Annotated in this window: 14 protein-coding genes; 5 read left to right on the top strand and 9 right to left on the bottom strand. The window is 73.8% G+C overall.

From position 1 onward, the window contains the following. Window positions 1-25: 25 nt before the first annotated feature. Together ACZ6BG_RS37365 and ACZ6BG_RS37370 are read right to left on the bottom strand one after the other, a co-directional pair. Window positions 26-367, bottom strand: coding sequence for a 4a-hydroxytetrahydrobiopterin dehydratase (locus tag ACZ6BG_RS37365; protein WP_469010367.1), 342 nt, complete (start codon window positions 365-367; stop codon window positions 26-28). Window positions 368-532: 165 nt separating this feature from the next. Continuing rightward, window positions 533-1699 carry an ADP-ribosylglycohydrolase family protein gene (locus ACZ6BG_RS37370; RefSeq protein ID WP_469010552.1) on the bottom strand — a complete coding sequence of 389 codons (1167 nt, stop codon included), beginning with the start codon at window positions 1697-1699 and terminating at the stop codon, window positions 533-535. 28 nt (window positions 1700-1727) lie between these two features. On the opposite strand from ACZ6BG_RS37370, the gene ACZ6BG_RS37375 reads away from it, so the two are divergent. Continuing rightward, window positions 1728-2615, top strand: a complete 888-nt coding sequence (locus tag ACZ6BG_RS37375) for a helix-turn-helix domain-containing protein (protein ID WP_469010370.1) — start codon at window positions 1728-1730, stop codon at window positions 2613-2615. A 61-nt stretch (window positions 2616-2676) separates the two neighbouring features. Here the strand turns inward: ACZ6BG_RS37375 and dnaK are convergent, their stop codons facing one another. Continuing rightward, window positions 2677-4698, bottom strand: a complete 2022-nt coding sequence (gene dnaK, locus ACZ6BG_RS37380) for a molecular chaperone DnaK (RefSeq protein ID WP_469010372.1) — start codon at window positions 4696-4698, stop codon at window positions 2677-2679. Window positions 4699-4886: 188 nt separating this feature from the next. Next, a complete protein-coding gene (locus tag ACZ6BG_RS37385) occupies window positions 4887-5312 on the bottom strand; it encodes an OsmC family protein (RefSeq protein ID WP_469010374.1) in 426 nt (141 codons plus the stop codon). 349 nt (window positions 5313-5661) lie between these two features. On the opposite strand from ACZ6BG_RS37385, the gene ACZ6BG_RS37390 reads away from it, so the two are divergent. After that, complete coding sequence (locus tag ACZ6BG_RS37390) at window positions 5662-8949, top strand: S8 family peptidase (RefSeq protein ID WP_469010554.1); 3288 nt, start codon at window positions 5662-5664, stop codon at window positions 8947-8949. A 313-nt stretch (window positions 8950-9262) separates the two neighbouring features. Further along, window positions 9263-10894 carry a DUF6345 domain-containing protein gene (locus tag ACZ6BG_RS37395; protein WP_469010378.1) on the top strand — a complete coding sequence of 544 codons (1632 nt, stop codon included), beginning with the start codon at window positions 9263-9265 and terminating at the stop codon, window positions 10892-10894. Window positions 10895-10931: 37 nt separating this feature from the next. On the opposite strand, the gene ACZ6BG_RS37400 is transcribed toward ACZ6BG_RS37395, so the two are convergent. From ACZ6BG_RS37400 to ACZ6BG_RS37410, 3 genes are all read right to left on the bottom strand, one after another. Then, window positions 10932-12332, bottom strand: a complete 1401-nt coding sequence (locus tag ACZ6BG_RS37400; RefSeq protein WP_469010381.1) for an amino acid permease — start codon at window positions 12330-12332, stop codon at window positions 10932-10934. An 84-nt stretch (window positions 12333-12416) separates the two neighbouring features. Beyond that, complete coding sequence (locus ACZ6BG_RS37405; RefSeq protein ID WP_469010384.1) at window positions 12417-14750, bottom strand: phage holin family protein; 2334 nt, start codon at window positions 14748-14750, stop codon at window positions 12417-12419. 499 nt (window positions 14751-15249) lie between these two features. After that, entirely contained in the window at window positions 15250-15678 is a 429-nt protein-coding gene (locus ACZ6BG_RS37410; RefSeq protein WP_469010386.1) for a hypothetical protein, read from the bottom strand. Window positions 15679-15760: 82 nt separating this feature from the next. Here ACZ6BG_RS37410 and ACZ6BG_RS37415 point away from each other — a divergent pair, with 82 nt between their 5' ends. Both ACZ6BG_RS37415 and ACZ6BG_RS37420 read left to right on the top strand, forming a co-directional pair. Next, complete coding sequence (locus ACZ6BG_RS37415; RefSeq protein ID WP_469010388.1) at window positions 15761-16552, top strand: MBL fold metallo-hydrolase; 792 nt, start codon at window positions 15761-15763, stop codon at window positions 16550-16552. After that, window positions 16549-17181: a DedA family protein gene (locus ACZ6BG_RS37420; protein ID WP_469010393.1), complete on the top strand. Its 633-nt coding sequence runs from the start codon at window positions 16549-16551 to the stop codon at window positions 17179-17181. Before ACZ6BG_RS37415 ends, ACZ6BG_RS37420 begins: the two co-directional genes overlap by 4 nt. A gap of 13 nt (window positions 17182-17194) precedes the next feature. On the opposite strand, the gene ACZ6BG_RS37425 is transcribed toward ACZ6BG_RS37420, so the two are convergent. Next, the gene (locus tag ACZ6BG_RS37425) at window positions 17195-18385 is read right to left on the bottom strand and encodes an MBL fold metallo-hydrolase (RefSeq protein WP_469010395.1); all 1191 of its coding nucleotides are present in this window, start codon (window positions 18383-18385) and stop codon (window positions 17195-17197) included. Continuing rightward, the gene (locus ACZ6BG_RS37430) at window positions 18367-19614 is read right to left on the bottom strand and encodes an aminotransferase class I/II-fold pyridoxal phosphate-dependent enzyme (protein WP_469010400.1); all 1248 of its coding nucleotides are present in this window, start codon (window positions 19612-19614) and stop codon (window positions 18367-18369) included. Before ACZ6BG_RS37430 ends, ACZ6BG_RS37425 begins: the two co-directional genes overlap by 19 nt. Window positions 19615-19657: the final 43 nt, after the last annotated feature.

Genomic DNA, 19657 nt, shown 5'->3' on the forward strand with positions numbered 1-19657 from the left:
GCAGCCCGCTCTGTTCCGTCCCGCATCATTCCGCTCCGTGGCCCGTCGCCAGCGCCTCGACCCTGCGGGCCAGTTCGAAGTCGAGGTCGGTGAGGGCACCGCCCGCGCTGTGGGTGTTCACGGCGAGGGCCACGGTGTTGTAGCCGAGGGTCAGCTCGGCGTGGTGGTCCAGTTCCTCCTGGACCTGGGAGATGTGCACGACGAACGCGGTCGCCGCGAAGTGCGAGGGGAGGCCGTAGGCGCGGGTGAGCTTCACCTCGGCGGCAGCGGAAGCGGCGCCCTCCGTGCCGCCCGACGTGAGCGACCAGCCGGGAAGCTCGGCGAGCCGGTCCTCGATCTCCTTCTGCGACAGCGGCTCGAGAGGCATGGCCGCGCTCCTTCCTGCGTTTGTGCGGGTCTGGACCTTGTCGTGCCAGCCTGCCACAGCACCTGCCGGGCGGAAGCCGGCGGTACACCTCTGCGGGCCACCGCCGCACGCATCCGGCCGCGCGGCCGACGCCCCCGCCGCGCGCCCGCCCCGCCCGGCGGGCCCTCAGCGCCGCGCGCACTCCCCCGCCAAGTCGTCCGCCACCGCCGCGATCACCGCGCGCCCCTCGGTCAACCGCAGCCACTCCTCGGGCAGTTCGTGGTCGCCGCGCAGCGCGCCGAGGAGGTTGCCGCAGACGGAGCCGGTGGAGTCGCTGTCGCCCGAGTGGTTCACGGCGAGGAGCAGCGCGTCCTCGACGCCGTGGGTGACGAGGGCCGCGTACACGCCGATGGCCAGGGCCTCCTCGGCGACCCAGCCCCCACCCAGGGACTCGACGCGCTCCGCGCTGGGCCCGCCCGCGGCGGCCAGGTCGACGGCGGCGGTCAGGGCCGTCGACGTCTCCTCGTGCCCGGGGTACCGGGCGAGCAGCCGCAGGGTGCGCAGGACGGCGCCCTCCAGGGAGTCGCCCTCGACGAGGTGCGCGACGATCGCGGCGAGCGCGCCCGCCGCGTAGTAGCCGGTCGGGTGGCCGTGGGTGATCTGGGCGCAGCGCGCGGCGAGTTCGAAGGCGCGGTCGGCGGGTGCGCGCGTGAGCCCGAAGGGCGCCGAGCGCATGACGGTGCCGCACCCCTTGGACTCGGGGTTGACGCGGCCGCGCGGGCCGAGTTCCAGGGCGGGGTCGGGTACGTACCCCTGTGCCAGGCCGCTCAGGCAGGCGTTGCCGGGGGCCCGCTGGGCGTACAGCCAGGCCTGGGAGCTGAGGTCGGCGGGGTGCGGGGGGACGGGCGGGGTGTCCGACGGCGGCGCACCCGGCGCCGACCCGGGCTTCAGCTCGTGCTGCGGATCGGACCCTGACTGGGCGTCGGCCCCTGGCCGCGGATCGGGGCCCGGCTTGTGCTGGGTGTCCAGCCAGCGCAGATACGCCTGCTGCACCAGCCTCGGCGCCGCGCCCCCGATGCCCTTGCGGCGCTCGCGGGCGTGCGCGGTCCGCAGGGCCTCGGCGGTGAACAGCGTCATCTGGGTGTCGTCGCTGATCCGGCTGACGCCCGCCGCGTCGACCAGCGGCGCCCGCAGGCCGTGCGGGCCGTGCGCGGCGCGGATGGCCGCGAGGGAGCTGAACTCGACCGCGTACCCGAGCGCGTCACCGACCGCGCCGCCGAGCAGACAGCCGCGCACCCGGGCCCGGTACGCGACGGTGGCCTCCCACGACAGCGGGTCCCACGGATTCGTCATGCGCTCCTCCTCGATTACCGTCTTTGCCATGCCAACTGTCGCGCCTCGCCACCGGAACCACGAAGTCGGCCCCCAGAACGCCAGGACCAGCCGCGCCAAGGGCCCGCGCGCGGCCACGCCGTCCGGTGCGGCCGAGCCGTCCGAGGTGGGCGCGCTGCTGCGCGCCTGGCGCGAGGAGCGGCGCGTCAGCCAGCTGGAGCTGGCCCTGCGCGCGGACTCCTCCGCGCGCCACATCAGCTTCGTCGAGACGGGCCGCGCCAAGCCCAGCGAGGACTTCGTCCTGAAGCTCGCCGAGCACCTGGACGTGCCCGTGCGCGAGCGCAACGCGCTGCTCCTCGCCGCCGGGTACGCGCCCCGCTTCAAGCAGACGCCCCTCGACGACCCGTCGATGGCGACGCTGCGCGCCGGTCTCGAACAGCTGCTGCAGGGCTACGAGCCGTATCCGGCGCTGGTCGTCGACGCCACGTACCAGGTGGTCGCCGCGAACCGGGGCATCGTGATGCTCCTCGACGACGTCCCCGAGGACCTGCTCGCACCGCCCCTGAACGCGATCCGGCTCGTCCTGCACCCGCGCGGCCTCGCCCCGAAGGTCCGCAACCTGCGGGAGTGGCGCGAGCATCTGCTGCACCAGATGGGGCGGCAGATCGCCCTGCACCGGTCGGCCGAGCTGAAGGCGCTGTACGACGAGGTGGCGGCGTACCCCGTGGCCGATCCCGGCGAGGACACGGCCGCCGACGGGCAGGTGGCGCACTTCGCGCTGCCGCTCAGGATCGAGCACGAGGGCCGGGTGCTGTCCTTCGTGTCGTCGATCTCCACGTTCAACACGCCGATGGACGTGACCGTCGCCGAGCTGGCCATCGAGACCCTGCTGCCGGCCGACCCGGCGACGGTCAAGTACCTCCAGTCGAAGGCGTAGCCGGGGCGCCTCGCACCCTCGGGAACGGCGCCCCGGGGGCCTGAACGGGCGCTGGTCGCCGTCAGGTACGGGGTGGCTGCCCGTCCTTGCCGCCGCCCTGTCCCGGGCCATCGCTGTGCCCCGGGCCGCCGCCCTGCCCCGGGCCACCGTCCGCTCGCTTCCCGCCCTCCGGCTCGTCCTCCACGATCTCCGCCTCGACGACGCCCTCGTCGGCGCCGCCCCGGGCCCCGGCCCCGCCGTCTCCCTGCCCGGCGGCGTCCCCCCGCGGCGGGGCGTCCTGCGCGCCGCCGCCCTCCTGTGCGTCCTGACCGCCCTGGTTCGCCTGCGCGGCCGCGTACATGGCCTGCCCCATCCGCTGGCTGACGGCGGCGAGCTTCTCCGCCGCGGCCCGGATGGCGAGGGTGTCGTCGCCCTTGAGCAGGGGCCTCAACTCGGCCGCCGCGGACTCCACTTCGGCCTTGGTGTCGGCGGGTATGCGCCCGTCCTCGCCGCCGTTGTCCCGCAGGAACCGCTCGGTCTGGTAGAGGAGCTGCTCGGCCTGGTTGCGGGTCTCGGCGGCCTCGCGGCGCTTGCGGTCCTCCTCGGCGTGCGCCTCCGCCTCGCGGACCATGCGGTCGATGGCGTCCTTGGGCAGCGCCGAGCCGCCGGTGACGGTCATGCGCTGCTCGCGCCCGGTGGCCTCGTCCTTGGCGGAGACGTGCATGATGCCGTTGGCGTCGATGTCGAAGGTGACCTCGATCTTCGGCACGCCGCGGGGTGCGGGCGGAAGACCCGTGAGGTCGAAGACGCCGAGCTTCTTGTTGTACGCGGCGATCTCGCGCTCGCCCTGGAAGACCTGGATGCCGACCGAGGGCTGGTTGTCCTCGGCGGTGGAGAAGGTCTCCGAACGGCGGGTGGGGATGGTGGTGTTGCGCTCGATGAGCTTGGTCATGATGCCGCCCTTGGTCTCGATGCCGAGGGACAGCGGCGTCACGTCGAGCAGCAGGACGTCCTTCACGTCGCCGCGGATCACGCCCGCCTGGAGGGTCGCGCCGAGGGCCACGACCTCGTCGGGGTTGACGCCCTTGTGCGGGTCCCTGCCGGTGAGTTCCCGCACCAGGTCGCCGACGGCGGGCATACGCGTGGAGCCGCCGACGAGGATGACGTGGTCGACGGCGGCGAGCTCCACGCCGGCGTCCTTGACGGCCTGGTCGAAGGGGCGCTTGCAGCGGTCGAGGAGGTCTGCGGTCAGCTCCTGGAACTGGGCCCGGGTGAGCTTCTCGGCCAGGTGCAGGGGGCCGTCCGCGGACGCGGTGACGTAGGGCAGGTTGATGTCGGTCTCGCTGGACGAGGACAGCTCGATCTTCGCCTTCTCGGCGCCTTCGCGCAGCCGCTGCAGGGCCATCTTGTCCTTGCCGAGGTCGATGCCGTGCGCGTTCTTGAACTGCCGTACGAGGTGCTCGACGACCCGCTGGTCCCAGTCGTCGCCGCCGAGCTGGGTGTCGCCGTTGGTTGCCTTGACCTCGATGACGCCGTCGCCCATCTCCAGGAGCGACACGTCGAAGGTGCCGCCGCCGAGGTCGAAGACAAGGACGGTCTGGTCGTCGCCCTTGTCGAGGCCGTAGGCCAGGGCGGCGGCCGTCGGCTCGTTGATGATGCGCAGGACCTTCAGGCCCGCGATCTCCCCGGCCTCCTTGGTGGCCTGGCGCTGGGCGTCGTCGAAGTACGCGGGCACGGTGATCACCGCGTCGGTGACGTCCTCGCCGAGGTAGGACTCGGCGTCCCGCTTGAGTTTCTGCAGCACGCGGGCGGACAGTTCCTGGGCGGTGTAGCGGGTGCCGTCGATGCCGGAGCCGCTCTCCGGGAAGCGCCAGCTCCCGTCGCCCATGTGGCGTTTGACGGAGCGGGCGGTGCGCTCCACGTTGGTGACCGCCTGGCGCTTGGCGACCTCACCGACGAGGACGTCGCCGCTCTTGGCGAAGGCGACGACCGACGGGGTGGTGCGGGCTCCCTCCGCGTTCGCGATGACGGTTGGCTCGCCGCCCTCCAGGACGGCCACCACCGAGTTCGTCGTCCCGAGATCGATCCCGACCGCACGTGCCATGTCCAACAACCCCTTCCGACGCGGCGCTACTTCGCCCTCCAGCACAAAACTTGAGCGGGCCATTGTCAATGCCGCGTACGGGGGCGGGGTGTGCGGGCCGGGCGTCCGGGCGGGGCGTGCGGCGCCGGACAGGGCGAAGCCGCCGACCGATGGCTCCGGTCGGCGGCTTCGCCGCGGTCGTGCGGGGCTCAGGCCAGCTTGGCCGAGAGGGTGATCGTCGTGCCCGTGAGCGCCTGGCTGACGGGGCAGTTGGCCTTGGCGTTCTCGGCAGCCGAGACGAAGGCGGCCTCGTCGAGCCCGGGCACCTCGCCCTCGACGGTGAGGTGGATGCCGGTGATGCCGGTGCCCGGCTGGAAGGTCACGTCGGCGGACGTGACCAGCTTGGTGGGCGGGGTGCCCGCGCCGGTGAGGCCGTGGGAGAGAGCCATGGAGAAGCAGCTCGAGTGCGCGGCGGCGATGAGCTCCTCGGGGCTGGTCTTGCCGTTCGCCTCCTCGGCGCGGGACGGCCAGGAGACGGCCTGCTGCCCGATGCCCGAGGAGTCGAAGGTGACGGTGCCGGAGCCCTCGGTCAGGCTGCCTTCCCAGACCGTGTGTGCGGAGCGCGTGGTAGCCACGATGCCAAATCCCTTCGGTGAAGTTCCTTGGGGTCCATCCGATCACACTCCGGGGCCGGTCCGCGCGTCGGGCGGCCGTGCGCGGCCGAAGGAGGGACCGCCTGGTCCGGGGCCGCCCCGTGCACACCAGGTGCGCCACGCAACGCAATGGCCTCAACCGTGCGTCTGAAGGGGTGAGTTGAGGCGCGCGACCGAGCGCCTCGGCCAGGACGCGACGATCGCGAGGGACACGTTGCACCATCACACCGAGGGAACGACAGAGGCACGAGGGGCGGGCGGAGCGCCCCGGCGGCGAAGAGCGCACGCGGCGACCGTCGCCGCGGCGGCGGCCGTGGCGCTGGCCGCGGGCATGACCGGCCCGGCGGCGGCGGACGCGGACCGCGCGCAGGACAGCCGGGGCACCGGCACGGCCGCCACCGACCGGAGCACCGGCCCGACCGCCGTGAAGCCGGGGTCGGGGCACCGCCTCACCCTGGTCACCGGTGACCGCGTCACCGTCGACGCCAAGGGGCGGATCACCGGGTTCCGGCCCGCCGAGGGCCGCGAGCACATACCCGTCCGCACCCGCGCCTTCGCCGGGCACACGCTGGTCCTGCCGTACGACGCGCAGCGGCTCATCGCCGCGGGCAAAGTCGACCAGCGCCTGTTCGACGTCACGGAGCTGAGCCGGAAGGCGAACCGCGAGGCCCAGAAGAACGGCCTGAAGCTCATCGTCGGCTACCGGGGCACCGCGGCCCGCGACGCCCGCGCCGGAGTGCGCGCGGCCGGTGACACCACGGTCCGCCGCTCCTTCGCGTCGCTGAACGCGGACGCCGTGACGACGCCGAAGCGGGACGCGGCGGCGTTGTGGAAGGAGCTCACCGACGAGCGGGGCGGTGCGGCCGCCGGGGTCAGCCATCTGTGGCTGGACGGCACCCGCCGGGTGAGCCTGGACAAGTCCGTCAAGCAGATCGGCGTGCCGAAGGCGTGGGAGGCCGGGTACGACGGCAAGGGCGTCAAGATCGCCGTCCTGGACACGGGCGTCGACGCCACCCACCCGGACCTGAAGGAACAGGTCGTCGGGGACAAGAACTTCACGCCGTCACCGGACAGCAAGGACCGGTACGGGCACGGCACGCACGTGGCGTCCATCGCGGCGGGCACCGGCGCCAAGAACGCCGCGTACAAGGGTGTGGCGCCCGGCGCCAAGATCCTCAACGGCAAGGTCCTCGGGGACGACGGCAGGGGCAGCGACTCCGAGATCATCGCGGGCATCGACTGGGCCGCGGCCCAGGGCGCCGACGTGGTGAACATGAGCCTCGGCGGGGGCGACACGCCCGGCGTCGACCCGATGGAGGCCGCGATCAACAAGGTCTCCGCCGACAAGGGCATCCTGTTCGCCGTCGCGGCGGGCAACAGCGGCGATCCGGGGTCCGTCAACTCCCCGGGCAGCGCGGACGCGGCGCTCACCGTCGGCGCGGTCGACGACAACGACAAGATCGCCGACTTCTCCAGCCAGGGCCCGCGCGTCGGCGACGGCGCCATCAAGCCCGACGTGACCGCGCCCGGCGTCGACATCACCGCGGCCGCCGCGCCCGGCAGCGAGATCGAGAAGGAGGTCGGCCAGAAGCCCGAGGGCTACCTGACGATCTCCGGAACGTCGATGGCGACCCCGCACGCCGCGGGCGCCGCCGCCCTCCTCAAGCAGCAGCACCCCGACTGGAAGCAGCCGGAGCTGAAGGGCGCGCTCACCGCGTCCACCAAGGGCGGCAAGTACACGCCCTTCCAGCAGGGTTCGGGCCGTATCGCCGTGGACCGGGCCATCAAGCAGACCGTGTACGCCGACCCGGTGTCCCTCAACTACGGCACCCAGCTGTGGCCGCACACCGACGACAAGCCGGTCACCAAGAAGGTGGCGTACAAGAATCGCGGCACGAAGGACGTCACCCTCGACCTGACCGTGTCGGCCCTCGACCCGAAGGGACGTCCGGCGCCCGCCGGGTTCTTCGCCCTCGGCGCGAAGAAGGTCACCGTCCCCGCGGGCGGCACGGCCTCCGTCGACCTGACCACCGACACGCGCCTCGGCGGGGCTGTCGACGGCGCCTATTCCGCGTACGTGGTGGCGACCGGCGGCGGCCAGAGCGTCCGCACGGCCGCAGCCGTGCAGCGCGAGGTCGAGTCGTACGACCTGACGCTGAAGTCGATCGGCCGGGACGGGCGGCCCGCGCCGCATCACGAGACGATGCTGTCGGCGATCACCGGCGCCGACACCGGCACGAACCGCTTCCCGTACGACCCCTCGGGCACCGTCAAGGTCCGTGTGGCCAAGGGGAGTTACCTCCTGGACTCCGCGGTCTACGTCGACCCGCGGAACGGGGACAAGGGCGTCGACTGGCTGGTGCGGCCCAAGCTGACCGTCGACAAGAAGATGACGGTCACGCTCGACGCCCGCAAGGCCGAGCCCGTCGACATCACCGTCCCGGACCGGAGCGCGAAGCTCGCCTTCATGGACGCGCGCTACACCTACGCGGGCTACGAGATGGGCGCCCTGCGCGTCAGCGCCTTCCAGAGCATGCGCACCGCCCACCTCGGCCCCGCGGTGCCCGACGGGCTCGGTCAGCAGTGGCTCGGCACTTGGCGCAAGGGCGCCGACACCGCGTACGAGATGCTCGTCGGCGGCAAGGTGACCAAGCTCGCCACGGGCTACGTCAAGCACCTCAAGCCCACCGACTTCGCGACCGTCAAGGTGAGCATGGGCGCTTCGTCGGCGCGGAAGACGGGCAGCCTCAGCGCGGCGGGATATCTCCCTGAGGCGGGCGGCATCTCCATGATCCCGCCGGTGCAGACGCTGCCGCGCACCAAGACACTGCACCTGTCGGCGCTCGGCAAGGTCAAGTGGGACCTCGGCTTCGAGCAGTACGGCGGCGTCGACGAGGAGGGCAACCCGCTCATCGAGAGCTACTACCGGTTCGCCGAGCCGCGCGCCTACAAGGCGGGGCGGAGCTATCGCGAATCGTTCGGCGTCGGCGTGTTCGGCCCGCGCCTCGGCGCGGGCGCGGGTGTGTTCCGGGACGGCTCGAAGCTGTACGGAAACCTGCCTCTGTTCGCCGACGGGAAGGGCAACGTCGGCTGGACGGACCTCACGTCGGCGAAGACGGAGCTGTACCGCGACGGCAGGAGGATCGGCGCCAACGAGGACCCGCTCTCGGGTGAGGACGGGGCCTTCGACGTTCCGGACACGGACGCCGAATACCGGCTGACCACCTCCGTGAAGCGCTCGGTCGCCCTCTCGGCGGCCTCCACCCGCGTCGACGCCTCCTGGACGTTCCGCTCCAAGCGGGGCGGCCCGAAGGAACTCCCGGTGTCCACCGCCCGGTTCGCGCCCAAGCTGGACCTGACCAGCCGGGCGCCCGCGGGCGAGAAGCAGCGGATGCCGGTGACCGTGCAGGGCGCGGCGGCCGGGGCGAACCTGAAGTCGCTGCACGTGTACGCCAGTTACGACTACGGCCGCCACTGGGAGGAGCTGAAGGTCACCGACGGCCGCGTCACGGTGAAGAACCCCGCCGCGGGCAAGGGCATCTCCTTCCACGCCAAGATCACCGACAGGAAGGGCAACAAGTCGACCTTGTCCGTCCTCCACGCGTACTACGGCAAGTAGCACCAAGGGTGTTCGAGGGGGCCGCGCTGGTGCGCGGGGTGCGGTACGAACAGTGAGGCACCGTGGCGCGTTCCATGCCTCGCGCCGATCCCCCTCGGCCACCCGGCCCTGTACCACCCCACGCGCTCCCGCCACCGGGGCGCGTGGGGCACGCGACATGGGCGGTACGGGGTACCTATGGCCGAAATGGCAACTGGGCAAGGCCCCCACGGGGTGACACTTTTAGGCCCCCTCGACCGTGCGGACCCAGCCACGTGACGGCTGCGCGGCGCAACGCCCGGGCACATCGGGGGCACCACTCAGGGGGTTAGGCATGCGCATGATCTACACGGACAGGGGTCCGTCGCCGCTCGAGCCCGACAAGCCCGGCGCGGCCGGGGAACGGGACTCGACGTTCGGCTGGTGGGGCGCCTTCAGCATCGAGAAGTTCGCCACCGCGTCGCCGCTGTTCTACACCCACGAGGACGCCACCGGCTGGCTGGCGTACCTCCAGCAGTTCTACGACCGCAACTTCTGGTTCGCCGACGGGGGCGTGCAGGTCTGGGCGTACGAGGAGACCTACGACAACTGGCAGGACCGCTACGGGATGGACGCGGTGTGTGCCGTGTACCACTCGGGCCACGGCGACATGGACGGCAACGGCGTCTTCCACGCGCCGCTCGGCGCGGCCTGGGACGGGCGCACCGAGGCGACCTCCAACCGGATGGCACTCGGCAACGAGAAGTGCCGGTACATCTTCTGGTCGACCTGCTTCTCGCTGCGGGTCCTCTCCGGGCACTCCCCGATCCGCACCTGGGCCGGGCCGAACGTCGGCTTCCGGATGCTCTTCGGCTTCGAGACCACCAGCATCGACCACCCGGACTACGGCCGGAAGTTCTGGGACAAGTGGCGGTCCGGGCAGACGTACTGCGACGCCTGGCTGAACGCGAGCTGGGACATCCACAAGGGCCAGGCCCCGTCCGTGTGCGCGGTCGGCGCGACCCAGGCCGAGGCCGTGAACCGGCTCAACACCGAGCGGAACTTCTACCGCGCCGCCGTGCCGGACAACTGGTACGCGTGGCGCTGGTACAACGCCCGCGAGTCGCTCGCCGAGCAGCTCACGGCCGCCCCGGACAACCCGCAGGTGATCCAGCTCGCGCCGCGCGACCCGAGCGCCGAGCTGGCCGAGGCCGGCCGGATCGCGAGCTTCCCGACGGCGGCCCTCGAAGAGGTGCACGTCGAGCGGCAGGGCGTCCTCAGTGCCACCTCCGGGGACCGCGTCGCGTCCACGGGCCCGCACGCGGTGCGCTGGGTGCGGCTCGCCGAACCCAACCACCGCAACACCACGGCGCTGCCCACCGACCGCGCCGTCGAGTTGGCGCGCGCCTTCGCCGAGCAGCACGCCGACGGCGCCGAACTGATCGTCGACAGCGTGCACGACCTGATGCAGAACTCCGGCACGAAGGACGGCTCGGAGATCGGCGCGCCGGTGTCGCTGCAGACCCACGTCACGTTCCGGCAGGCCTTCGACGGCGTGCCGATCATCACGCCGGACCGCGGTGTGATCCGGGTCGGCCTCGACAACGACGGCACGGTCGTGCAGGCCCAGCTGTCCACGCGTACCGCGACGGGCACGACGCGCGAGGCCGGCGCCCTCGTGACGCCTCCCGGAGCCGAGGGCGCCGTGGCACCGGCCCCGCGTGACCCGCAGGAGGCGCTCGCCGCGGCCCAGGAGCGGCTGCTCGCCGAGCTGGCGGTCCGGGGCACACCCGAGGACGGCGACTATCCCGCGGCGGTCGGGCGGGAACAGCGGCCCGAGATCAGGGACGTGCCCGGCACGCTCCAGGTCGGCTACGAGGTCGAGGGCAACGAGGCCTACCTCGCGGCCCGCAAGCTGGTCGAGATCGGCCCGCGGGACGGCGGCTTCAAGACGCAGCGCTGGGTGATCGCGCCCCTGGCGAGGTAACGAGTCGACCGGGCAGCCGGGTGACGGAGAGAGGGCGCTACTGGGTGGCGGTCCGCTGCTTGCGGGCCGCCATCCACGCGTACACGAGGACACCCACGAAGAGGAACAGCACACCCTGGTAGACGGCCGCGTACCCGGCGCCCGCGACCAGCCACATCGAGAAGCCGAACGCGAGCGCGGCGAGGATCGCGTCGCGCACGAGGCGCCCCCGGTGCACGCGCTCGCCCTGCCCGGAGGCGAGGAAGTAGATCTGCGCGGCGGTGGCGAGGAGGTACGGCACGGTGGCGGTGAACGTGGTGACGAGCACGAGGACTTCGAAGACGCCCGCCGAACCGGCCGTGTAGTTGTAGACCGTGAGCAGCGAGGCGAGGACGACGGTCACCAGGACGCCGACGGTCGGCACACCGCGCCGCTTGCGGGCGAACGCGCTCGGAAAGAGACCGTCGCGCGCGGCGGCGTACGGTGTCTGGGCGCTCAGGAGCGTCCACCCGTTGAGGGCGCCTACCATCGACACGAGCGCGGCGAGCGCCACCGCCGTGCCGCCCCAGGAGCCGCCGAACATGGCGTTCACGGCGTCCGAGAACGGCGCCGTGGAGGCCACGAGCTTGTCGTGCGCGACCGTCCCGAACACGGCGAGGGTGCCCAGAAGGTAGACGAGGGCGGCGCCGAGGGTGCCGAGGACGGTGGCGCGGCCGACGTTGCGCCGGGGGTCGCGCACCTCACCGGCGCTGACGGCGGCGGACTCCACGCCCAAGTACGAGAAGAGCAGGATCGCGGCGGACGCGGACACCGCGCCGACGGGGCTCTCGTCGCCCGCCCGGAACGGCCCGAGGTTCGCGCTGTCGAAGAAGAACAGACCGCCGAAGGCGACGAGAAGCAGCGGCAGGAACTTCAGGACGGTGGCGACGAGTTGGACGGCGCCGACATAGCGGGTCCCGGCGAAGTTGGCGAGCGCGGGCAGCAGTTGCAGCGTCAGCGCCGCGAGGCAGGCGGTCCACTTGTGGTCCGCCACCGGTATCAGCACGTCGAGATAGCCGACGGCGGCGACGGCGAGCGCCGCGTTCGACACCCACGTCGTGATCCAGTACGACCAGGCGGCGAGGAACCCCGCGAAGTCGCCGAACGCGGCACGCGCGTACACATACGGCCCGCCGGTGCGCGGGTCACGGCTCGCGAGCCGCCCGAAGACCAGCGCCAGGCAGATCGCGCCCGCCGTCAGCACGGCGAACGCGACGAGGCTGATGGTGCCGAACGGCGCGACGGAGGCGGGCAGCAGGAAGATGCCGCCACCGATGATGTTGCCCATCACGAGGCAGGTGGCGACGGGGAGCCCGAAGCGGCGGGCGTGCTTGTCGCCGCCGTCCTGGCCCCGCTCGGCCGGAAGTTCCCCCAGGTCAGGGGCCGGAGCCGACGAGGAAACGGTTCCGGTGTCGTGCATGGGGTGGTGCGCCTCTCGTTGTGCCGTGCGCCCGGGATCGCCGGGAGCCCGCCCATGGTCGGGCACGGCACACGCTGCGCAAAATCAAGAAGTTTTGTCCTGTACGGCGTGGTCGGCGGCAGGAAAAGCTGTCGGAGGCGGGGCTTGGGGGAGGCAATTGTCCGCGGGGGCGGTGGGGTCGGTGACCGTCGGGTCGGCGGTCACCGCGGGGTCGGCTGCGGCCACGGGCTCGGCTGCGGCCGCCGTGGCCTTCATCCCCGCCCCGTGTCCGCACTCCTCTTCCCGCCACCGCCGCAGTACGGCGTGCACGGCCTCGGCGCCGACGAGTTCGCCGCCGTCCTCGACGGCCGGGGAAAGCGCGAGCGGGGACAGCAGGAACGGGCGGGACTGGGCGCCGCCGAGCCCGCCGTGGGAGCCGATCTGTTCCTCGAAGGCGAGGACTTCGCCGTCCTCGGGGTCGTACCAGGAGTTGACCATGATGTCGGCGGTGTGCGGGAAGGAGTCGGTGCGGCGCACGGCGTCGGCGGCGCCGGGCCCGAAGTCGTCGAGGGGACCGGGGCCGTCGGGACCGGCGCCGACCGGGACGTCGTCGAGGCGGAGCTCCGTGCCGCGCGCCCCGAGGACGAGCGGGCCGTGCTCGGCGCTGCGGACGAGCAGGAAGCCGACGCCGGGGTGGTTGGCGAGGGTCGGCAGGAGCGCCGGGTGGCGGCGGTCGATCTCCTCGCGGGTCATGCGGTGGGGCACGTCGGGGAAGGAGACGAGGCCGAGGTTGCCGGAGGCGAGGACGATCGGCTCGGCGCGGCGGCCCGGCCTGTGCTCGCCCGCGCCCTCCTCGACGGGACGGCGCAGCGCGGCCCGCACCGCCGAACGGGCCTCGGCACCGCTGTGCGTACGCCGCGCCCTGCGGGGCACGGGCAGCCCGCACCCGGCCCGCACCAGGTCGGCGAGGGACAGGCCGTAGCGGGCGCGGAAGGTTTCGCCGGGGCTCTGGCCGTGGTCGGAGAGCAGCACGATGCGGTAGCGGCGGGGCGCGTGGTCGGCGACCTGCTCGATGAGGGCGAGGGAGCGGTCCAGGCGGCGCAGCACCCGCTCCGCGTCGCCGCTGGTGGGCCCCGAGTGGTGGGCGACCTCGTCGTAGGCGACGAGGTCGGCGTAGACGGCGGCGCGCCCGGCGAGCATGTCGCCGATGACGGCGGCGACCACGACGTCGCGCTCCACGACGGTGGCGAAGGCACGGATGAAGGGGTAGAGCCCGCCGCGGCTCACTCGGGGGCGGCGTCTGCAGAGCCGGGCGCGCGTGGACTCGCCGATCTCCCGGCCGACCTCGGCGACGAAGGAGAGCGCGGTGCGGACGGCGTTCGCGGGGTCGGAGAAGTAGGCGAAGTACCCGGCGCGGGAACGGTTGCGCTTGTCGCGCCGCGCGGCCATCGACAGGACGAGGGCGAGCTGGTCGGCGCCCCCGCTGAACAGGTTGCCACGGCTGGCGCCGTCGTCGGCGAGCAGCCCCGGGGCACCGGTGCGGGCGACGGCCCGACGCTGCAGCTCCACGGCGGAGGCGGGGCGGTTGGACACCATGACCTCGCCGGTGTCCTTCTCGTACCAGCGGAAGGCGGGGACGTCGAAGTTGCTGCCGTGCAGGATGGCGAGCTGGCTGGCACCGGTCTGGCTGGACCAGTCGGTGCGCCAGGGGGTGAGGCGGTGGGTGGGAGGTGCGGGGGGCACGGAGGGCGCGCCCGGCGTCCGGGGGCTGCTCCCTCTCGCAGGCGCGCCCTCGCCCGCCTCGTCGTTCGCGCCCTCCTTGACGCTCCCGCTCCCGCCCCCGCTCTCGCCGAGCCAGCGGGCGACGGTGGGCATGAGGCCTTTGCGGACGGCGTCGCGGAGGACGTCGTGGCCGACGCCGTCGAGCTGGAGGAAGAGGATGCCCGGGGTGCTCGGTCCCTGGGCCCCGGCGGCGCGGCGGCGTCTTCGGTCGGCGAGGCGGTACAGGCGGCGGCGGTAGGCGTCGTCGTCGCGGACGGCCAGGGCGCCGCCGGTCGCGGAGGCGACGGCCGACATCACGGCCGCGACGACCACGGCGGTCTCGGCGTTGGCGTCGCCGCGGCCGTCGGGGATGAGGCGCAGGGCGAGCAGCAGCAGGGAGCCGTTGAGGAAGAAGTTGAGCAGGCCGAGGACGAGGGCGGGTACGAGGAGCAGCGCGCGTACGAGCAGCGGCCACACCAGGGCCGACAGGAGGCCGAAGGCGCCCGCGCCCAGGGCCGCGGTGATCGCGATGCGGGTGGCGCTGTCGCCGTCGTCCGACTGGAGCTTGAAGTCCGGGAGGATCCCGGCGAGGGCGAGCATCGTGACCGTGCTCACCGCCCACACGGCGATCACACGCCACAGTGCGCGTCCCACTGCCCGCCATCGTCCGTCGCGCACCGCGTCCGCCCACCTCACATGCTCTGCCCTTGCCCCCAGCGTGTCACAGGCCGTGGACCTCAACCGTCCACCCCGCCCCCGCCCCCGCCCCCGCCACGGCCGTGCGCCCCGGGCGGCACCCCTCCCCGCCGCTCCGCGGCGGCTCTCCCCACCCACCCACCCGTAGCCGCGGTCCCCGCGTGCCCCCCTCGACGGCAACCTCCGCCGCTCCGCGGCGGTTTTCCCCACCCACCCGTTGCTCCCGGACCCGTCGTGCCCCCGGCTCCCCGGGAACGCGAAGGGCGGCGGAGGAGGACGACCGCTGGGCGCTGCGCTGCACCGCCGAGGGCGAGCCGGGGACAACAGCAACGCACGGCCGGGCCAGGCCGCCGAGGGTGAGGCGGGGACGACAGTAAGGGGTGGGCGGGTGGGGTTGCCGCACGGGGCTCGGGCGGTGCTTGCCCCAGGGCGTGGGGTGACCGGAGGCGAAGGGAGGATGGTGAGGGCCCCGGGGCCAGGCTCAGCAGCCGTCGTAGCCCGCCGTAGGCATAGACAGCCGACGGTGCACCCGCGCCTTCATCCCCGAGTCGTACGCCGGTTCCGCGAACCCCGCCGTCTCGATGCGCACGCCGCGCCGCGCGCACTCCGCGGTGAACTCGTCGGCGGACTGGAGGGCCAGTTCGAGCACGCGGCGGCAGGGGACGACGAAGAGGTCGACGAGTCCGGCGTCGACGTCGCCCCAGAGGACGGCGTGGTCGGCGCGCAGACCGCGGACGACGAGCTCGCGGGTCACCACGTACCCCTGGGCGGCAGCCCACTTCGCGCACATGGCGTGCTGGCTGCGCGAGTCGACGAGGAAGGGGTCGGCGTCCAGCTCCTCCAGGGGCGTCAGGCTGGCGATCGCCGCGACCCGCACCGCGCGGGCGGTCCCCCCGCCGGCATCTCCCATGGCGTCCCCCTCACCTCTGCCGTCAGCCGACGACACTACTCCTGGCCGTAGGCTCGGAGACAGTCACACGAAGGAGGAACGGGTGCGGGCCGACGTCACGGTCACCTGGTGGGGCCATGCCACGTGCACGGTGGAGGACTCGGGCACCCGCGTGCTGACGGATCCGCTGTTCGTGCGCCGTCTCGCGCACCTGCGCCGGCGCAGGGGGGCGCTACCGCCGGCGCGGGCCGCCGTCGCGGACGTCGTCCTGCTGTCGCATCTGCACGCCGACCATCTGCACGTGCCGTCCCTGGCCCGCCTGGCCCCGGGCACGCGCGTCCTGGTCCCGCGCGGCGCCCCCCGCTCCGTGCCGGGCCTGCGCAAGCTGTCCCACCTGCGGTTCACGGAGGTCGCTCCGGGCGACGAGGTGCCCGTCGAGAGCGGCGGTGGCGGCGTCGTCGTGCGCGTCGTGCCCGCCCTCCACGACGGCCGTCGCCTCCCCCTCGGCCCGCACCGCTCCCCCGCCCTCGGCTATGTCGTCGAGGGCCGCGCCCGCACGTATTTCGCGGGCGACACGGGCCTGTTCGACGCGATGGCCGACGAGGTGGGTCCCGTCGACGTGGCACTGCTTCCCGTCGGCGGCTGGGGCCCCTACCTCGGCCACGGCCACCTCGACCCGGCCCTCGCCGCCGAGGCCCTCGCCAGGATCGCGCCGCGCAGCGCGGTGCCGGTGCACTACGGCACGTACTGGCCGATCGGCATGGACGCGGTGCGGCCGCACGAATTCCACGGGCCGGGGGACGAGTTCGTACGCCAGGCGGCCCGCCGCGCGCCGGCTGTCGCCGTGCACCGGCTCGGGCACGGCGAGTCCGTACGGCCGGAGGTCGCTCGATGATCCTCGCCGCCGCGGCGGCGGTGACGCCGGACTCCACGCAGCAGGCGGTGGGCTATCCGTCGTTGTTCCTCCTCGTGGTGCTCGGCGCGCTGGTGCCTGTGGTGCCGACGGGCGCGTTGGTGAGTTCGGCGGCGGTGGTGGCCTTCCACCAGACCGACACCTCGCCCTTCGCGCTGCTCATCGTGTTCGGGGTGGCGTCGCTCGCGGCGTTCGCCGGGGACATGGGCCTGTACTGGCTCGGGCAGCGCGGCATGCGGTCCAAGAACGGCTCGCGCTGGCTGGAGGCCATCCGGGACCGGGCTCCGGAGGAGCGGCTCGCCCAGGCCCAGGACAAACTCCAGGACCACGGCGTCCTGGTGCTCGTCCTGTCGCGGCTCGTCCCTGCGGGCCGCCTCCCGGTGATGCTGGCCTGCCTCCTCGCGAAGCTGCCCCTGCGCCGGTTCGCCCGCGGCAACCTCCCGGCCTGCCTGGCCTGGGCCGTGACGTACCAGCTCATCGGCATTCTCGGCGGCTCCCTGTTCGAGGAGCCCTGGCAGGGCGTGGCCCTGGCCGTCGGCCTCACGGTCGTCATCAGCCTGGCCCCGACGGCGTGGCGCCGCTTCCACAGGGCCCGCTCAACGGCCACGTGAACGCACCGGCACCTCAGCCGGGAAGCACCCGGGACCCGCCCACCGGCAGATCCCACAGATCCCCCCGCTCCCTCCCGGCCGCCGCCCAGGCGTCCCGCACGCGCACCAGCGGTTCGAGGACCGGCTCCGCCGACAGCAGGAACGTCCCCCAGTGCATGGGCGCCATCCGCCGCGCCCCCACGTCCAGCGCGGCCCGCACCGCCTCCTCCGGGTCGCAGTGCACGTCCCGCAGCCACCAGCGCGGCTCGTACGCCCCGATGGGAAGCAGCGCCAGGTCGATCCCGGGGTAGCGCTCCCCGATCCGCTCGAACCAGTGCCCGTACCCCGTGTCCCCGGCGAAGTACACCCGCTGCCCGTCCGCGTCGGTGAGCACCCAGCCGCCCCACAGGCTCCGGCAGGTGTCCCGCAAGCCCCGCTTGGACCAGTGGTGCGCCGGTACGAAGTCGAAGCGCACTCCCGGACCGAGTTCGGCGCCCTCCCACCAGTCGAGCTCGACGACCCGGGTGAAGCGGCGGCGCGTGAACCACCGGGCGAGACCCGCGGGGACGAGGACGGGGGTGTCGCGCGGGAGCCTTCTGAGGGTGGGCGCGTCCAGGTGGTCGTAGTGGTTGTGGCTGATGACCACCGCGTCGACGCGGGGCAGCGCGCTCCAGGGGACGCCGACGGGGGTGACCCGGGCGGGGGTGCCGAGGATCCTGCGGGACCAGACGGGGTCGGTGAGGACGGTGAGCCCGCCGACGCGCACCACCCAGCTGGCGTGCCCGGCCCAGGTCACCGCGACCGTGCGGGCGTCGACGCGGGGCAGCGGGCCCGGTTCGTACGGCAGCCGCGGGACGTCGGCGAGCGCCGCGGGCGGTGGCCTGAGCACCCCCTCACGGGCGAACCGGGCGAAGGCCCGGAGCCCGGGCAGCGGCGCGGTGAGCCGGTCGGCGAAGGACTTGGGCCACAGCCGGACGGTGCCGGGCGTGCGGGGCGCGACCGGAACGGCACCGGTCCGGACGGCCCGCCCGCCACGACCACCCCGCGCGTCCCGCACCTCCAGCACACCCCGCGCCTCCGCCCCTCCCCCACCACTGCCTCGGACGTCCTGCGCGTCCCGCCCTTCCGGGGCGTCCCGCCCCCGCCGTACCGGCTGCGTCTGCTCCGCCTGTTCGCTGTCCCGTGGCTGCTGCTGCGTCTGCTGCGTCACCGAGGAGGCTCCCATCGCTGTGCTTCGGCACGAAGGTCGTCGAAGGCCGCTCCGAACAGGGTCAGCGCCCGTTCCACGTGCGGCAGTTGCAGGGGGTCGGGGGCGGCCAGCGCGGCCATCCGCTGCCCGGGGTCCGTGCCGAGGAACGGCCCCGTGGACAGGCGGACGCGCAGCGCGGCGATGTCGTCGCCGAAGCGGTGGCCGCCGGGGGCCGGCATGCCTAGCCGGGTGGCCAGGAAGTCCTCCAGTTCCTGCGCGTCGGTCACCCCGCGCGCGGCAAGCTCGGACCGCAGCGGCCCGAGGTCGGCGTACAGGTGCCGCCCCGCCCGCGGCGGCCGGGCGTAGCCGCCCGCCGCGACCACCGCCCGCCGGAGAGCCGCGGCCACGCGCGCGTGCAGCCGGGTCGCTGCGGTCAGGCGGGCGGTGATCTCGTCCGGTTCCCCCAGGGCGTACGCGGCCGCGGCGGCGACCGGCGCGGCCGGGGACGCGCCGAGCGCGGTGAGGACGTCCAGGACGCGGGCCCGCAGGGCCGCCGCGGGGCCGCCCGCCGGGAACCGGGCGATGGCCGCGGGCAGGGCGGGTGGCAGGAAGGCGCCGGACAGGTCGCAGACGACGGTGACCCGGTCGGGCGCCATCTCGGCGGGGCCGACCAGGACGGTCTCGCGCGGGCGGTGCAGGGTGTCGCGCCAGGTCTCGTCGCTGACGATGTGCAGGCCCTCGCCCGCCGCGGCCTCGACGGCCTCGTGCACGACCTCCGGCGGCGGCACCGTGGCCGTCGGGTCGTCGGCGACCGACATCACGAGCAGACGCGGCGAGCCGCCCTCGGCGCGGACGCGGCGGACGGTTTCGAGGAGGGCGTAGGGATCGGGCACGCCGCCGCACTCGGCGGGCGTCGGCACGTGGTACACCGACCGGCCCAGGAGGCGTACTTGGGGCTCCCACCAGGCGGCGCACGGGCGCGGCAGGAGCACGTCGCCGCCGACGGCCGCGGTGAGGGCGAGCAGCAGCGGCGCGGCGCCGGGCGCGGCGGCGACGTGGTCGCGCTCTGCGGGCAGGCCGCGCCGGGTCCAGTAGCCGCAGGCCGCGTCGAGCAGCGCCGGGTCGCCGCCGGGCGGCTGGGCGTGCGAGCGGCCCGCGGCGGACGCGAGGGCGGCGGTCAGCTCCGCGAGGACTGGGAGCCCGGGCTCCGGCAGGGGCGGGCCGTACCGGACGCGGCCGCGACCCTCGTGGTCCGTCCGCCGCATGGGTACCTCCGTGCGCTCCCGTGACCTTTCGTGTGCCGTCGGG

The sequence above is a fragment of the Streptomyces sp. NPDC041205 genome, assembly GCF_055591765.1.

Coding starts and splice junctions, on each gene's coding strand:
- dnaK (WP_469010372.1), bottom strand. CDS start 4,698: ATGGCACGTGCGGTCGGGATCGATCTCGGGACGACGAACTCGGTGGTG.
- ACZ6BG_RS37420 (WP_469010393.1), top strand. CDS start 16,549: ATGATCCTCGCCGCCGCGGCGGCGGTGACGCCGGACTCCACGCAGCAG.
- ACZ6BG_RS37395 (WP_469010378.1), top strand. CDS start 9,263: ATGCGCATGATCTACACGGACAGGGGTCCGTCGCCGCTCGAGCCCGAC.
- ACZ6BG_RS37365 (WP_469010367.1), bottom strand. CDS start 367: ATGCCTCTCGAGCCGCTGTCGCAGAAGGAGATCGAGGACCGGCTCGCC.
- ACZ6BG_RS37375 (WP_469010370.1), top strand. CDS start 1,728: ATGCCAACTGTCGCGCCTCGCCACCGGAACCACGAAGTCGGCCCCCAG.
- ACZ6BG_RS37430 (WP_469010400.1), bottom strand. CDS start 19,614: ATGCGGCGGACGGACCACGAGGGTCGCGGCCGCGTCCGGTACGGCCCG.
- ACZ6BG_RS37400 (WP_469010381.1), bottom strand. CDS start 12,332: ATGCACGACACCGGAACCGTTTCCTCGTCGGCTCCGGCCCCTGACCTG.
- ACZ6BG_RS37425 (WP_469010395.1), bottom strand. CDS start 18,385: ATGGGAGCCTCCTCGGTGACGCAGCAGACGCAGCAGCAGCCACGGGAC.
- ACZ6BG_RS37370 (WP_469010552.1), bottom strand. CDS start 1,699: ATGACGAATCCGTGGGACCCGCTGTCGTGGGAGGCCACCGTCGCGTAC.
- ACZ6BG_RS37410 (WP_469010386.1), bottom strand. CDS start 15,678: ATGGGAGATGCCGGCGGGGGGACCGCCCGCGCGGTGCGGGTCGCGGCG.
- ACZ6BG_RS37390 (WP_469010554.1), top strand. CDS start 5,662: ATGACCGGCCCGGCGGCGGCGGACGCGGACCGCGCGCAGGACAGCCGG.